The following is a 15,071-nucleotide window of genomic DNA, read 5'->3' on the forward strand; positions in this document are numbered from 1 at the left end:
TGTTTTTTTACGTTATGAATACACTTCGGCTTTTTCGGCCGCTGCTTGTTGCTTACTATAAACTGTACTCGGAACCAGATTAAAGCAGCGTTTATAAATCCATTTATAGGCGTTCAAATTCAGGTCGCGCGGATTGCCGACAGTTTGCGGGTCGTTTAATGCTTCTTGAGCCAATCGATCAATCATATCTGGTGATACGCCTTGCTCTTCAAGAGTCGGAATATCCAAATCATCGACAAGCTCATAAACCCAGCGAACTGCGGCTTTAGCCGCATCCTCGGTAGATAAGCCGTGCGTATTGATACCGAGTGCCTGCGCTATTCTGGCAAATTTCTCCGGATTGCCTTTCCAGTTATATTCCATTACAGGTCCCATCATGGCTGCCACGCATTGTCCGTGGGCAACAGGAATGATTCCGCCAAGAGTTTGACTCATGGCATGAGCGGCTCCGGCTGACTCACTTCCGTAAGACAGTCCGGCCAGCATGGCAGCCTGTGCCATTCCATACCGTGCTTCAAGATCAGTCCCATCCGAATAGGCCCGTCTAATATATGTTGCAACATATTCCATTGCCAATAAAGCGACCGCATCTGTGATCGGCTGAGCATACTTCATGGTGTAGCATTCAATGGCATGGGCCAGGGCGTCAACACCTGTCATCGCTGTCACATGGGGAGGCATGGATACATGCAGTTCGGGATCAATAATTGTCAGATGCGCAGCGATCAGCGGACCGCCCGTGTTAAATTTAAACTGCCTTTCTTCATCGGTAATAACAGCCCATTGGGTTACTTCCGAACCGGTCCCTGCCGTTGTCGGAATGGTGACGAGCGGCGGGATTCTATTTTCAAGCGGCTTTTTTCCTTCGGCAGCTTCATAGTCCAAAACGGATCCATCATGGACTGCTTCCACACCAATGGCTTTGGCGGTATCCATGGAACTTCCGCCGCCAACCGCAACCAACCCATCGCAGTTTTCCTCTTTATAAATCTTTGAACCTTCATTGACAAGCCGAACGGGGGGATTGGGTTCCACTTTATCAAATAATACAACGCCTATTCCGGACTCTTCTAAATAAGTGATAATGGGAGTAACAACTCCAGCCTTATAAATTCCCGGATCGGTGACGAGCAAAATTTTAGAAACGTCTAATTTTTTTATTTCATATCCGATATTTTTAATGGCCCCGATCCCGTGCTTCATAACAGTTGGCGTCTCAAAAGTGTGATATTTGTACATTTGCTCCACTTTCATTTGTAAACTCATTTTTATTTCCTCCTGTCAATTTTTTATTAAGCTTGGGTATTCGCACTTACATTCAGCTTTTTTTCTTTGAACCAATTTTGCGGCTCCGGTTTTGTATTTTGGTAAATATGCTTGATTTCCGTGTATTCCTCCAATCCCATGTGACACAATTCTCTGCCGATACCGGATTGTTTATACCCGCCCCATGGCGCTTGCGGAAAATAAGGATGATAGTCATTAATCCAGACCGTCCCCATACGCAGTTGTTTCACGACTCGTTCCGCGCGATTCATGTCACGTGTCCAAACCGCTCCCGCCAATCCGTAAACGCTGTCATTGGCGAGTTCGATAGCTTCTTCCTCTGTATTAAAGGCCTCAATTGTCAAAATCGGGCCGAAAGATTCTTCTTGGACAATTTTCATCTTATGGTGGCAATTTGTGAAAACAGTAGGCTCCATGAAAAAGCCTTTTTGCAATTCTGGTGCAGACGGCCGTTTCCCGCCTGTTGCAAGAGTTGCTCCTTCGTCAATACCGGTCTTTATATACGTTTCCAACGTTTTCAGATGCTCTTCCGAAATGACGGGTCCCATTTCAGTTTCCTCATCAAAACCATTCCCCAATTTGATTTGTTTCGTCCGGTCTATGACGGCGTCGACAAAGCGGTCATGGATGTCTTTTTGGATGAGCAGGCGTGCCCCCGCCGAGCAAACTTGGCCGGCATGGAAGAATACCGCATTCAATGCATAATCGACTGCTGTATCAAAGTCTGCATCGTTAAAGACAATATTCGGGTTTTTGCCGCCGAGCTCCATGGAAATTTTTTTGAAATTATTGGAAGCTGCTTTCATGATTTCTCTTCCGGCCTCCCCGCCCCCTGTAAAAGAAATCAAATCGACAAGATCACTTTCCGCAAGTTCAGCCCCCACACTTGAACCCGGGCCAAGCACAAGATTGATCACTCCTTTCGGAAAACCGACCTCCTCAAAAATTTCACACATTTTGATCGAAGAGAGGGGAGTAATTTCTGCCGGTTTCAAAATGACAGTATTCCCTGCAGCCAAAGCGGGTGCGAGCTTCCAGGATGCCTGAAGCAATGGGTAGTTCCAAGGAGCAATTAACCCGCATACTCCCACAGGCTCCCGGACGACCCGGCTGATGGAATGTGGATTGGGAGATTCGATCATCATGCCGCCATCTTTATCAGCAAGACCGGCATAATATTGAAAGACCCCGGCAATTCCATCCATGTCCGCAAGACTTTCTGTAACTGTTTTCCCGGTATTGAGAGACTCTAATTCGGCAAGCTCCTGCCTATAATTTTTGATCTTTTGGGCGGTCTCGTACAACAGGTCTCCTCTTTCGGATGCACTAAAATGTTGCCACTGTCCGTGATCAAACGCATCACGGGCCGCAAGTATCGCTTTTTTGGCATCTTCTCTGTTACCTCTTGCAACTTCTGCAATCACTTCCTGGTTATAGGGATTGATGATTTTCTTTGTTTTCCCGCTTATACTTTCAACCCATTGACCATCGATGTACATTAATGTCATGTCTGCACCTCCTGTAATCCAAAAATTGGGATTTGTTAAATTTGTATTTAACATATCAAACTTACCGAAAGTATAATATAATAAATATATTCAGTCAATACAAAAATTCGGAAAAATGGTGTTGACATGATTTGGAAAGTTTATTAAATTTATATTTAACGTTTTAAATATCCGAAATTTTTCGCAAGGAGAGGAAAAGCTAATGCTGGACGAACAGGAGAATCATCAAGTTGAGGAACAATATTGGGATGTCTTGGAAGAGGCGGAATCATATGTGATAGATGCCCTTGCGGAAACAATGGACCTGTACGGAATCACACCTTCAATAGGGAGGCTTTATGGAGTGTTATATTTCAGTGAAGAGCCAATGACTCTCAATCATATGAGCCAAAGTATGGGGATGAGCAAACCGAGCATGAGTACGGGAATTAATTCATTAATGGATATGGAGGTTGTTCAAAAAGTTTGGCGGAAGGGGGAAAGAAAAGATTTATATATAGCGGAGAAAGACTTTTTTAAATTCTTTACAGTATTCTTCTGCAAGAAATGGGAAAGAGAGATATCGGTAAATATGGATGCCATTAAAAAGGCGACTGTCAAGCTAACAGGCTTATTAAATGACAATGTTCCCGAAGATGTCCGAAAAAAGGCAAAAGCGGACCTGAAACAGCTCGAAGATTCCATTGCCTATTATACGTGGTTAAAAAACCTCGTTCATGCATTAAGATCAGGAGATTTACATTTTTTTGAGAAAAATCTCAAAGAATAAGATTTTTCCCGTTTGTAAAATATTGTAAACGTTTACAGACGGGAAGTTATTCATGGCACCTAAGAATGAACTATAATCAGGGATTTTCCAATATTAAAAAATAATTGATTATAGGAGGAAGTGTGGAAAATGAGTGTGCCAAAGGAAAAACATAATCAAGTTACCGATGGAGAATCAGTTGATATAGATGGACAAAGGCCAAGAAAAAAAGAAGAGAAATCTGGTACGTTCGATCACGCTCAAAAACGAAAGGCAGTAATGCCAGTCAATTCGGTAGTCTTTTATGGTTCCGCAATCATTATTATTTCTTTTGCAGCATGGTGCATGATCTATCCTAATGCCGCGGAAAATTTTATCGGTGTAGTGGTAGGTTGGGTCGCAGACACCTTCGGGTGGTACTACATCCTGACTGCTACTTTAGTTTTGCTTTTCGTGATTGTGGCCGCTTGCGGGAAGACTGGAAGAGTAAAGCTGGGCCCGGATCATTCAAAACCGCGGTATAATATGTTTACTTGGACCTCGATGCTGTTTGCTGCCGGCATCGGAATAGACCTCATGTTTTTCTCAGTATCTGGCCCTGTCAGTCATTATTTGGCTCCTCCGGAAGGCATCGGAGGAACCGAAGAAGCTGCCAGGCAAGCGGTCATCTGGACACTGTTTCACTACGGTGTGACAGGGTGGGGGATGTACACACTTATGGGTTTGGTTTTTGGACTCTTCGCTTACCGTTATAACCTTCCTCTGAGTATCCGTGCGACGCTGTACCCGATCTTCGGCAAACGAATCAACGGTCTCACTGGGGATACAATTGAGATAGCTGCAGTCCTTGGTACAATCTTCGGCATTGCTACGTCGTTAGGCATCGGAGTAGTTCAGCTTAATTTCGGTCTCCATCTTATCTTCGGCGTACCCCTGGGATTGGGCGCGCAAATTTCGCTCATCGTGGTCGCTGTTGCAATGGCGACTGCGTCCACCGTCTCGGGCGTAGATAAAGGTATACGCCGACTTTCCGAGCTAAACGTGCTTCTCGCGTTTGCTCTCATGCTCTATGTTCTGTTCACTGGGGAGACAAAGTTTCTGCTCAATGCACTGGTGCAAAATATAGGTGATTTCGTCAGCCGTTTTCCAAGCATGACACTCAACAGTTTCGCCTACGGCGAGGCAGGCGGCTGGCTATCTGATTGGACGCTGTTTTTCTGGGCCTGGTGGATCGCTTGGGCACCATTCGTAGGCCTGTTCCTTGCGCGGATCTCGCGTGGACGTACGATCCGCGAGTTCGTTACCGGCACTCTTACGATTCCTTTCTTATTCATCCTGCTTTGGATCTCAATCTTCGGTAACAGTTCCCTCACCATCGTGATGGGTGGAAATAGTGCCTTTGGTGATATCGCTATGAACGCCCCCGAACAGGGATTCTACACCTTGCTTGAACAGTACCCGGCCGCTCCGGCAGTCGTGGTGGTGGCAACTTTCCTGGGCCTCCTGTTTTATGTTACGAGCGCTGACTCTGGTGCTCTGGTCATGAGCAACTTCACTTCCAAAGTAACCAATACTACTAGTGATGGGCCGCCGTGGATGCGCATCTTCTGGGCTTTTGCTACAGGTGCTCTTACACTTGCTATGCTAATGGTAGGAGGCGTACCTGCTCTGCAGTACGCTACCGTCATCATAGGGCTGCCTTTCTCGATTGTGCTTTACCTGTTCATGATTGGCCTCTATCGAGTATTGAGACGTGAGACACTCAGCATCGACTCTTTCCATAAAACGTTGCCGAGCGTTCTTGCTGGACGTGCGGCTGCTAATCAGAACGATGAGCCGGAGTGGCGCGGAAGGATCGCCCGAGTCATGTCCTATCCGGACGAAATGCAAACGTGTAACTTTATGAACAATACCGTGCGCCCTGCTTATCAAGCTGTTCAGAAAGACCTAGAGCGCAATGGCGCCGATGTCCAGATCAATTGGAGCTCAGTAGAAGGTTCAAATTGTCCGTCCGCTACGTTTATTGTCAACTTCACAGAGGCGTGTAAGTTCACCTATCAGGTTTTGCCAGTGTCCCATTCGATTCCGTCTTTCGCGTCAAGCCAAACCCCTGAATCCGGGCAGTATTTCCGCATTCAGGTATTTACCCAGACCGGAAGCGAAGGTTATGACATTTTCGGATTAACACGAGAACAGCTGATAGCCGATCTGCTTGACAACTTTGAAAGATACGTAGAGCTTCTCCATCTGTTTGAGGAGTCAGGGGCGATGGAAACGGCTTCCTGGCTATCAGTCGATGACGATCCAGCAGGTGCCTGGAAGGAAGATTTGCCCGAGCGCGCCAGTAATCCCAATTTGTCCTGATATCCAATGTGAAGAGGGGAATCTAGTGCAAAACGGCTAAACTTACTCCCTTCCCGTGTTATACCTTGAATGGAGGCTACACCGTTGAGCAGCTACTTTTTTGAAGAGGTGAGGAAAAATGAAAATTGGCAAAACGATGATGATTACATATTCAGCTATGGGAATCGCCTTGAATGTAGTCTTAGGTACCGTTGTGTCATCCATGAAAATACCGCTCTTGTTTCTTGATACGATCGGAACTGTGTTAGTTGCCGTATTATTCGGTCCCTGGTGGGGTGCTTTAACTGGCGGGTTAACAAATGTTGTGCTCGGGGTAACCACAGGGGGATCAGCCATCTTCTTTGGAATTGTAAACATCGTAATAGGGTTGGTTGTCGGGTATATTGCAAGGAAATTTGATTTTACAAAATGGTATATTGCCTTATTTACTGGAATTATTATTTCAATTATCGCCCCTTTAATCGGAACGCCAATAGCAGTTGCTGTATATGGCGGATTAAATGGCAGCGGGATGGATATTGTCGTTTTATGGTTAAGGGCTTCCGGGGAAAGTGTCTTTGCCTCAACCTTTATTTCACGAATTACTGGTAATCTTGTTGATAAAACGATCACGTGTTTTCTAGTCGTGTTCATGGTTACCCGCCTGCCGATTTTTTCAAAAATAAAAAGGAAGGAAAAGCGATATGCAGCGTAGTAAAAAGATTTTAATCGTATCTCATTGTATTTTAAATCAGAATACTGTAATTGATGGCGAGGCAAGAGCAGAAGGGGCCGTCCAGTCCGCGGTAGATTGGGCGATGAATGAAGGCTTTGGATTTCTACAGCTGCCTTGTCCTGAGTTTACTTTTCTTGGATTGAACCGCCCCTCGATGACTTATGAGCAATATAATACACAAGAATACCGGAAACATTGCCAAGAGATATTGAGGCCTATTTTGCAGCAAGCTGAAGAATATTTAAAAAATGGTTATGAGATTGCTGGATTGCTTGGAATCCAAAGCAGTCCATCGTGCGACCCTGCCCGTGGCGTTTTTATGGAAGAGCTTACTGCGATGTTTGCGGAAAAAGGGGTCACGTTACAAACACTTTGGTATTTGCCTGACAACAGAGAACCGGAATTTAAAAGTGATGAGCATTTTATTAAATAAAGTGTTAAGCAAACAAGCCAGCTTCCGGGATGGAGGTTGGCTTGTTTTATGTCGAACAGTGATTGGTCCAGTTCGCCTTTACTTTTGAGATCGCCCCCCTGTGGACTCTGATTATATTAAATGGTATATTTTTAAGTAATCAGGATTATTTGGCCACGAAATCGGAGTGTATACGGGTGGAAAAGAAAACGAACGAACGCCGGATGAAAAATAAAGAAATACAGACAAAAAGAATCATGTCGTATTTTATTGATGCAACAGCGAAGATTATTGAAGAAGAAGGAATTGAACATGTAACAATACGGAAGGTGGCAGATGCTGCAGGTTACAACAGCGCAACCATTTATAACTATTTCGAGGATTTGTCGCACTTGATTTTATTTGCATCCTTAAAGTTTTTAAAGAAATATACAGATGCTTTGCCCCAATATTTGTCAAAAGCAAAAACCCCTTTGGACAGATACTTTTTAATATGGGAGTGCTTTTGTAAGCATTCGTTTGAATCTCCTCACATATACTTTGCCGTGTTTTCTTCGGACCTGGGTGTCCATCCGGATGACCTATCGGACTATTATGATGTGTATCCGGCAGATATATTAAACCTTCCGCAAGATTTAAAGGATATGTTCCTGGAACCGAACATTACGAAAAGAACAAGAATGGCCTTAAAGAAGGCTGTTGATGACAGTCGGCTTCATCATGTCGAGGTCGACCAAATTGCTGAAACGCATTATTTAATTTGGCAAGGCATGTTGACATTGTTTATTAATAACAGATCGACCTACTCGGTCCAGGAAGCGACAGACCGGACGATGGAACATATTAAAAGAACGATGATTCACCTTGACGCCGAAAAGCCGCGAGTTACATAACTCGCGGCTTTTGGAAATCTTGTTCAGAAGATTGCTGGGCTTTCACATCGTCTTTTAATGATTTTATTAAAGAGACAAACATGCATATCATAACAAACACAAATGGAAAAGCGGCAATAATGGAAGCGGTTTGCAATGCGGCCAGTCCGCCAAACCAAAGCAGAACGGCAGCTGTTGCCGATTGGATGATGCCCCAAATCACTTTTGTTGAATTCGCAGGATTTAATTTTCCTTTTGAAGTTAACATGCCAAGGACGAATGTAGCAGAGTCCGCTGAGGTAATGAAAAAGATGGCAATTAAAGCAATCGCGATGATTGATACGAAGGTACTAAGCGGAAATTGTCCAATGACTGTGAACAATGCGACCTCTTGCCCTTGTTCAGTCAAAATGTTTTGGATATTCAAGTTTTGAAAAATCTCCATATGCAGTGCTGTACCGCCAAACACACTGAACCACACAATTCCGAAAATGGTCGGAACAAGCATGACACCTGCAATAAACTCCCTTATTGTACGGCCTTTGGAAATGCGGGCAATAAATGTTCCGACAAATGGCGACCATGCGATCCACCATGCCCAGTAAAAAATGGTCCAGCCTTTAGACCATTCCGATTGTTCAAAAGGAACAGAATTCAAGCTCATATCAGGGAGGTTTTGAATGTACATGCCAACCGAGGATGTAAGCACTTCCAAAATAAAACTCGTTGGACCCATAAAAAGAATGAACACCATTAATAATATGGCTAAAACGACATTGATATTACTTAAATATTTAATTCCCCGATTGATACCGGTAATGGCTGACAGCATAAAGCAAAAAGTAACGACAATGATGATTGTTAACGTTGTTGAAAAGTTATTTTCTATGTTCGTCAATGATGACAGTCCGCCGCTAATTTGTGCTGCACCCAAACCCAATGATGTAGCTACGCCAAATATTGTCGCAATGACAGCAAGAATATTGACCGTCGTTCCAAGCCCGCCATCCGCTCTTTTTCCAATGATCGGGCGCAGCGTTTCACTAACGAGTTGGGGTGCATCTTTTCGAAAAGTAAAATAGGCAAGAGAAAGAGCAACGATGCTATAAATTGCCCAGGGATGAAGCCCCCAATGCAGGAATGTATAGCTGAGCGATTCTGCCGCCGCCTGCATCGTTTCCGGGTCAGCTTTCGCCGGCGTATAAAAATGACTGATTGGCTCTGCAACCCCCCAAAAAACAAGCCCCACCCCCATTCCGGCACTAAACAGCATTGCAAACCATGAAATTCTGCTGTATTCCGGTTTATCATCTTCCTTCCCGAGTTTAATTTTCCCGTACCGCGAAAAAATCAAAAAAAGCGCAACAATGACAAAAAAAGATGCAGAAATTAAATAAAACCACCCAAAATGATCGACAATAAATCCTTGTACGGAACTTGTTGCTTTATCCATTCCTTCCGGTAAAAATGTACCCCAAATAATAAAGATAACCGTAATGACAGCGGAAATGACAAAAACGTTTGTCACTTTTCTCACAGACTCACTCCTTATAAAAATTGATAAAGATTAGCTAACAGAAAAGCTCATATGACTTAACAAATCAAATATATTAATCATGATTGTAACATAACCAGAATTGAATATAAACAATAATTAAATAATTTTATTACTGAATTAAGCAAAAGTTCTTTACTTTTCAAAAAAGTACTGATATATTTTATTCAAGATTAAAAAATAATCATGATTACGGAGGGGGACAATGAAATTAGAACTGGGATATTTCCATGTTGAAGACATTGTTTTCGGAAGTAAAACATTTTATGAGAATGGCATTTTAACAATAAATAAGAAAGAAGCACTCGATATCGTTTTTGAAGACGAAAACATAATCGATGCAGACATTCATATCGCTAAAAGCGGCCAACCTATCCGTATCACGCCTGTAAAAGAAGCAGTGGAACCCCGCTGCAAAGTTTCGGGCGGCGTTATGTTTCCGGGGGTAACGAATAAACTTGTGCCGGCTGGTCAGGGAAGAACCCATATTTTAAAAGGAAGCTGTGTTCTTGGTGTCGGAAAACATTGGGGCGGTTTCCAGGATGGCTTGATTGATATGAGTGGACCGGGGGCAAAACAGACGATGTTTTCCGAGTTGCTGAATATTTGCCTCGTTGCAGATACGAATGAAGAATTTGAGCGGCAGGAACAACAGAAAAGAAATAAGGCGATCCGCTGGGCGGCGATGCGGATGGCCGAATACTTGGGGAATTGTGTAAAAAACATGGAACCCGAAGAAGTAAAGATCATTGAACATGTTCCTTTACATGAACGAAGTGAGGAAGTGAGGCAGCTTCCTTCGGTCGTTTATGTTTTGCAGCTTCAATCCCAAATGCTAGAAAGCGGCTACAATGCTTTGGTGTATGGATGGGATGCCAACAAAATGCTTCCCACCTTCTTAACTCCAAATGAATTGCTTGATGGAGCTGTTATTTCCGGAAGCTTTATGCCTGCATCATCCAAAATCTCAACATACCAGCATGTAAATAATTCAACAATCATGCGGCTGGTGGAAGAGCATGGGAAAACGATTAATTTCTTGGGTGTGATTTTATCTAACTTGAATGTACAGCTGGAGGAAAAAGAACGCTCCGCTTTGTTTGTCCGCCAATTAGCCACATCTTTGGGCGCTCAGGGGGCAATTGTTGCGGAGGAGGGTTATGGAAATCCGGATTCCGACTTTATTCTCGTCATCAATGAATTGGAAGATGCCGGGATCAAAGTAGTTGGCATTACAAATGAATGTACCGGCCGTGACGGAAAATCCCAGTCGCTTGTGGATCTGTCGGAAAAGGCAAACGCTATCGTATCAACAGGAAACGTTTCACAATATTTGGAGTTGGGGCCGATGGAAATCGTCATTGGGAACCTTGAGGCATTGGCGAGAGATGGAAATTCTGGTGGATGGTCCGAATCGGTGTTGCCGGATGGGTCGATAAGGATGGAAAATAACGGAATGTTTTGTGCCGATTCAAGTACCGGCGATTATCATAAGACGGTAGTTGAGTATTAAAGTGAGGTGAAAGAAGGATGAAGAAAGCGGTTCATTACATCAACCAATTTTTCGGCCAGATAGGGGGAGAAGACAAAGCCGATTTCGAACCTGTCATACGTGAAGGGACAGTTGGGCCGGGAATGCTTCTAAATAACTTATTGTCTCCTGTCGCTGAAGTCACGCACACGATTATTTGCGGAGATAACTTTTTTGGTTCCCATAAAAGGGATGCTATAGACCGGATTCTGCAGTTTTTGGAAGATAAAGAGTTTGACATTTTCATAGCCGGGCCTGCTTTCATGGCCGGACGATATGGAACGGCATGCGGGGAAATATGCAAAGCAGTGCAAGAGCGCTATGGTGTTCCCGTTATTACAAGCATGCATCCAGAAAATCCGGGAGCGGAAATGTTCCGAAAAGATATTTATATTTTTCCGGGCGGCAACAGTGCGGTTTCCATGAGAAAAGATATGCCGAAAATGGCGGGCTTTGCAAAAAAACTGCTGCAAAATGAGGCATTGCAGCCGGCATGTGAGGAAGGCTATCTTCCAAGAGGGATCCGGTTGGAGGCGTTCAAAGAATCCGGGGAAATCGGGGCAGACCGGGCCGTCAATATGTTGATCAATAAATTATATAACAAAGAATATACGACAGAAATGCCAATGCCTGTCATCGACCGGGTGTCGATTGCCAGCCCGGTAAAGGACCTGAGCAAAGCAACGATTGCACTGGTAAGTTCGGGCGGAATTGTACCTCTTGGCAATCCCGATCGAATACAATCAGCATCTGCCACCAAATGGGGAAAATACGATGTCTCGGGAATCGACTCGCTACCGGCAGGAGAATGGGAAACGATTCATGCCGGATTTGATCCTACAGCTGCAAACGATGACCCAAATAGAATTGTACCTCTGGATGTAATCAGGGAGTTGGAAAAAGAGGGGAGAATCGGCAAGCTTCATCATTATATCTATTCGACGGTAGGGACGGGGACTACACAAGCGGAAGCGAGCCGAATGGGGGCCGAAATTGCCCAGGAATTACTTGATGCCAACGTATCGGCGGTAATACTAACCTCTACCTGAGGAACTTGTACTCGTTGCGGGGCAACGATTACAAAAGAAATTGAGCGGGCAGGGATTCCAATCGTTCAGATGGCCAATCTTGTCTCCATTGCATTAACAGTAGGAGCGAACCGCGTTGTTCCTACCATTTCCATCCCTTACCCACTTGGAGATCCCAATACGCCGATCGAGCAGCAAAGAAAACTGCGCAGACATCGAACCGAAGTTGCCTTGGAAGCCTTGACACAAACAATAGAGGAACCAACGCTCTTTGAGGTAAAAATTTAGGGAAGGGAAGTGGGGACATGATGACCGAAAAAATATACGATGTAATCATTGCAGGTGCAGGGCCTGCCGGCATGACTGCAGCGGTGTATACATCCCGGGCCAACATGAAAACGCTGATGATAGAAAAAGGGCTGCCGGGCGGGCAAATGGCCAATACACAGGATATTGAGAATTATCCTGGATTTGAGAACGTTTTGGGCCCGGAGCTGTCGCAAAAAATGTTTGACCATGCCCAAAAGTTCGGGGCGGAATTTGCCCGGGGGGAGATCCTGAAGATTGAAGACGATGGCTTATTGAAACGGGTCACCTTACGGGACCGGGAATATAAGGCCAAGTCCGTCATCGTGGCGACTGGTGCCAAACATCGGGAGCTTGGTATACCCGGAGAGAAAGAACTGGCCGGCTTTGGCGTGTCTTACTGTGCAGTATGCGACGGGGCGTTCTTTGCCGACCAGGAGCTTGTGGTTGTGGGCGGCGGAGATTCCGCTGTAGAGGAAGCATTGTTTCTTACACGCTTTGCTTCAAAAGTCACAATTATCCATAGGCGGGATCAGTTAAGGGCACAAAAGATCATCCAAAAACGGGCCTTTGACAATGAAAAAATAGAATTTATTTGGGATCATACAGTGGAAGAGATCCTGGGGGACGGCCTTGTTTCCGGTGTGCGTATCAAACATACCAAAACCGGGGAAACAAGAGAATTTCCTTGCGGCGGGGTATTTATATACATCGGCATGGACCCGATTACGGATTGTGTGAGGGATTTGGGGATTACGAATGAAAATGGATATGTCGTCGTGGATGAAAATATGAAGACATCTGTTGCCGGCGTGTTTTCCGCCGGGGATGTCAATGAAAAAATGCTGCGGCAAATCATCACGGCAACTGGAGATGGAAGTGTTGCTGCTTTATCTGCCCAGCAATATGCAGAGAGTCTGGAAGAACAAATCAGCGGGAAGGCAGGAATGGAATATGGCGCGGCCGGTTATTAAGGGAACGTCTTATGTAATTACTCATACACCGAGTTTGGTCCGGTACGGCTCCAAGCCGGTGAGGGAGATAGAAAAAAACAAGGAGCTGCTGGGTGATATCTTGTCGAGCTTAAGAAGCTTTGAGGAGGCGGTGGCCTATCCCCCGAACCAGGTGTTCATCGGAAACATGAGGCCCGAACAGCTCAAAGAGTATGAACGGCCCTGGACGAATGTCCAGGTGGAGAATGCCAGCCGCTTCAGCGAGTGGGGGGAAATCTTGCCGGAGACGGAGTTTTACGGATGGCTGAAAATCGCGGATCAATTTAATCTCGTCTTCTTGGAAGAACACTTTGTGGAGCGGGTGAAAAAAGAATGGGCCGACCATCCGCTCGTGACCGAAGCGGATCTGAAAGCCCTGGGCACTGGAGAAACTGCAGAGGAGATCGAGAGAAAAATAGCCGGCGGCGACTCCCTGCCGCTTTATATCAATAAAGACGAACTGGTGGGGGTGATCCTCACGGGACACGAGGAGGATAAAAACTTGTCGGCGCATATACTGCTTGAAAACTTGAGCAACAAAGCGTCCGGGATTGTGGCGATGCGCCATGTGCTCCGTGCCTTTGATGTCAAGCCTGAAGAAATTGATTATGTGATCGGCTGTGACGAGGAGGCAGTAGGTGACCGCTATCAGCGCGGAGGCGGGAACATGGCCAAATCCATTGCCGAACATGCGGGATGTGCCAATGCAACAGGTTCTGATATCAAATCCTTCTGCTGTGCTCCGGCCCATGCGGTCAGTGTGGCCTCAGCCTTTGTCCAGGCCGGAATCTATAAAAATGTATTGGTGATCGGCGGCGGATGCCTGGCCAAACTCGGAATGAAGTTTGCCGGGAGCCTTTCAAAGAACATGCCGGTGACAGAAGACATCATGGGGGCGATCGGTATTATCATCGGGGATGATGACGGGAAAAGTCCCGTCATCCGTACGGACGCATTTGGAAAGCATGATATTTCTGCAGGATCCTCCAATCAGGCCATCTATCAATCTTTAATTATCAAACCGCTGGAAAAGATCGGTCTTAACATCACGGACATTGATAAATATGCCGTGGAACTCCACAACCCGGATGTCACAGAGCCCAATGGAAACGGAAATGTCCCGCGAGGAAGCTACCGGACGATTGCGGCCATGGCTGTCATGAAAAAGGAATTGGAGCGCTCCGAAATGGAGTCCTTCGAAGAAAAGCATGGGATGCCCGGGTTTTCGCCCACCCAGGGCCATATTGCCTCCGCCATTCCGTTTTTGGGCCATGCGCGGGACATGATCATGAAGGGAGAAATAGACAATTCCATGTTTGTCGGGAAAGGAAGCCTATTTTTGGGAAAAATGACAAACCTTTCAGATGGCATGTCATTTTTAATAGAAAAAAATGATGGGAGGAAAGCTGTATGATCGAGGTCAATAAAGAAAACTTCGAAGCGGAAGTGCTTCAGGCGGATCTGCCGGTCATCGTGGATTTTTGGGGGCCGAGCTGCCAGCCGTGCCTGGAACTGATGCCGGACGTGGAAGCCTTGTCGCAAGCTTATGACGGCAAAGTGAAAATCGTGAAACTAAACAGTGCCCAAAATCGAAGGCTTTGCATCAACCACCGTGTAATGGGGCTTCCGGCGTTTTTAGTATTTAAAAATGGGGAAGAGGTAAAAAGAATCTCCGGTGGTGACTTAACGAAAGAAGATATTGAAAACCTGATCAAAGAAGTTGCACTTGTTCAATCATAAAAAGAAAGGGCTG

At 45.3% G+C, this 15,071-nt stretch carries 13 protein-coding genes; 10 read left to right on the forward strand and 3 right to left on the reverse strand.

What is annotated here, in order from left to right:
• Positions 1-12 precede the first annotated feature (12 nt).
• Both gbsB and betB read right to left on the reverse strand, forming a co-directional pair.
• Positions 13-1,266: a choline dehydrogenase gene (gbsB, locus tag AB1L08_RS03665; RefSeq protein ID WP_413063323.1), complete on the reverse strand. Its 1,254-nt coding sequence runs from the start codon at positions 1,264-1,266 to the stop codon at positions 13-15.
• 26 nt (positions 1,267-1,292) lie between these two features.
• Positions 1,293-2,795 (reverse strand): betaine-aldehyde dehydrogenase, encoded by a 1,503-nt coding sequence (gene betB / locus AB1L08_RS03670; protein WP_413063324.1) that lies wholly within the window; start codon positions 2,793-2,795, stop codon positions 1,293-1,295.
• A 202-nt stretch (positions 2,796-2,997) separates the two neighbouring features.
• On the opposite strand from betB, the gene cudC reads away from it, so the two are divergent.
• The 5 genes from cudC (at position 2,998) to AB1L08_RS03695 (ending at position 7,927) form a co-directional block, all read left to right on the forward strand.
• On the forward strand, positions 2,998-3,564 hold the full coding sequence (gene cudC / locus AB1L08_RS03675; protein ID WP_413063325.1) for a choline uptake/conversion transcriptional regulator CudC: 567 nt from the start codon (positions 2,998-3,000) through the stop codon (positions 3,562-3,564).
• Positions 3,565-3,693: 129 nt separating this feature from the next.
• Complete coding sequence (gene betT, locus AB1L08_RS03680) at positions 3,694-5,907, forward strand: choline BCCT transporter BetT (protein ID WP_413063326.1); 2,214 nt, start codon at positions 3,694-3,696, stop codon at positions 5,905-5,907.
• A 118-nt stretch (positions 5,908-6,025) separates the two neighbouring features.
• A complete protein-coding gene (locus AB1L08_RS03685; RefSeq protein ID WP_413063327.1) occupies positions 6,026-6,601 on the forward strand; it encodes a CD3073 family putative ECF transporter S component in 576 nt (191 codons plus the stop codon).
• Positions 6,591-7,055, forward strand: a complete 465-nt coding sequence (locus tag AB1L08_RS03690; RefSeq protein ID WP_413063328.1) for a CD3072 family TudS-related putative desulfidase — start codon at positions 6,591-6,593, stop codon at positions 7,053-7,055. The genes AB1L08_RS03685 and AB1L08_RS03690 overlap by 11 nt, the downstream gene beginning before the upstream one ends.
• 176 nt (positions 7,056-7,231) lie before the next feature.
• Entirely contained in the window at positions 7,232-7,927 is a 696-nt protein-coding gene (locus tag AB1L08_RS03695; RefSeq protein WP_413063329.1) for a TetR/AcrR family transcriptional regulator, read from the forward strand.
• Here the strand turns inward: AB1L08_RS03695 and AB1L08_RS03700 are convergent.
• Complete coding sequence (locus tag AB1L08_RS03700; protein WP_413063330.1) at positions 7,920-9,443, reverse strand: glycine betaine uptake BCCT transporter; 1,524 nt, start codon at positions 9,441-9,443, stop codon at positions 7,920-7,922. The genes AB1L08_RS03695 and AB1L08_RS03700 overlap by 8 nt on opposite strands.
• A 223-nt stretch (positions 9,444-9,666) precedes the next feature.
• Here AB1L08_RS03700 and AB1L08_RS03705 point away from each other — a divergent pair, with 223 nt between their 5' ends.
• The 5 genes from AB1L08_RS03705 to AB1L08_RS03725 are packed head-to-tail and all read left to right on the forward strand — an operon-like array spanning position 9,667 to position 15,058.
• A complete protein-coding gene (locus tag AB1L08_RS03705; protein ID WP_413063331.1) occupies positions 9,667-10,974 on the forward strand; it encodes a glycine/sarcosine/betaine reductase component B subunit in 1,308 nt (435 codons plus the stop codon).
• A gap of 17 nt (positions 10,975-10,991) precedes the next feature.
• Positions 10,992-12,308 (forward strand): glycine/betaine/sarcosine/D-proline family reductase selenoprotein B, encoded by a 1,317-nt coding sequence (locus AB1L08_RS03710; protein ID WP_413063332.1) that lies wholly within the window; start codon positions 10,992-10,994, stop codon positions 12,306-12,308.
• A gap of 17 nt (positions 12,309-12,325) precedes the next feature.
• Positions 12,326-13,300 (forward strand): thioredoxin-disulfide reductase, encoded by a 975-nt coding sequence (trxB, locus tag AB1L08_RS03715; protein ID WP_413063333.1) that lies wholly within the window; start codon positions 12,326-12,328, stop codon positions 13,298-13,300.
• Complete coding sequence (gene grdC, locus AB1L08_RS03720; protein ID WP_413063334.1) at positions 13,281-14,732, forward strand: glycine/sarcosine/betaine reductase complex component C subunit beta; 1,452 nt, start codon at positions 13,281-13,283, stop codon at positions 14,730-14,732. The genes trxB and grdC overlap by 20 nt, the downstream gene beginning before the upstream one ends.
• Positions 14,729-15,058, forward strand: a complete 330-nt coding sequence (locus AB1L08_RS03725) for a thioredoxin family protein (protein WP_413063335.1) — start codon at positions 14,729-14,731, stop codon at positions 15,056-15,058. Before grdC ends, AB1L08_RS03725 begins: the two co-directional genes overlap by 4 nt.
• The last annotated feature ends 13 nt before the right edge of the window (positions 15,059-15,071 follow it).

The sequence above is a fragment of the Siminovitchia jepli genome (assembly GCF_047228825.1).
In the GTDB taxonomy this organism is placed as follows: Bacteria; Bacillota; Bacilli; order Bacillales; family Bacillaceae_C; genus Siminovitchia.

What these genes read in the sequence shown, in the direction of transcription:
- grdC (WP_413063334.1), top strand. Translation starts at nt 13,281, where the DNA reads ATGGCGCGGCCGGTTATTAAGGGAACGTCTTATGTAATTACTCATACA.
- AB1L08_RS03690 (WP_413063328.1), top strand. Translation starts at nt 6,591, where the DNA reads ATGCAGCGTAGTAAAAAGATTTTAATCGTATCTCATTGTATTTTAAAT.
- gbsB (WP_413063323.1), bottom strand. Translation starts at nt 1,266, where the DNA reads ATGAGTTTACAAATGAAAGTGGAGCAAATGTACAAATATCACACTTTT.
- AB1L08_RS03725 (WP_413063335.1), top strand. Translation starts at nt 14,729, where the DNA reads ATGATCGAGGTCAATAAAGAAAACTTCGAAGCGGAAGTGCTTCAGGCG.
- trxB (WP_413063333.1), top strand. Translation starts at nt 12,326, where the DNA reads ATGATGACCGAAAAAATATACGATGTAATCATTGCAGGTGCAGGGCCT.
- AB1L08_RS03705 (WP_413063331.1), top strand. Translation starts at nt 9,667, where the DNA reads ATGAAATTAGAACTGGGATATTTCCATGTTGAAGACATTGTTTTCGGA.
- betT (WP_413063326.1), top strand. Translation starts at nt 3,694, where the DNA reads ATGAGTGTGCCAAAGGAAAAACATAATCAAGTTACCGATGGAGAATCA.
- cudC (WP_413063325.1), top strand. Translation starts at nt 2,998, where the DNA reads ATGCTGGACGAACAGGAGAATCATCAAGTTGAGGAACAATATTGGGAT.
- AB1L08_RS03685 (WP_413063327.1), top strand. Translation starts at nt 6,026, where the DNA reads ATGAAAATTGGCAAAACGATGATGATTACATATTCAGCTATGGGAATC.
- betB (WP_413063324.1), bottom strand. Translation starts at nt 2,795, where the DNA reads ATGACATTAATGTACATCGATGGTCAATGGGTTGAAAGTATAAGCGGG.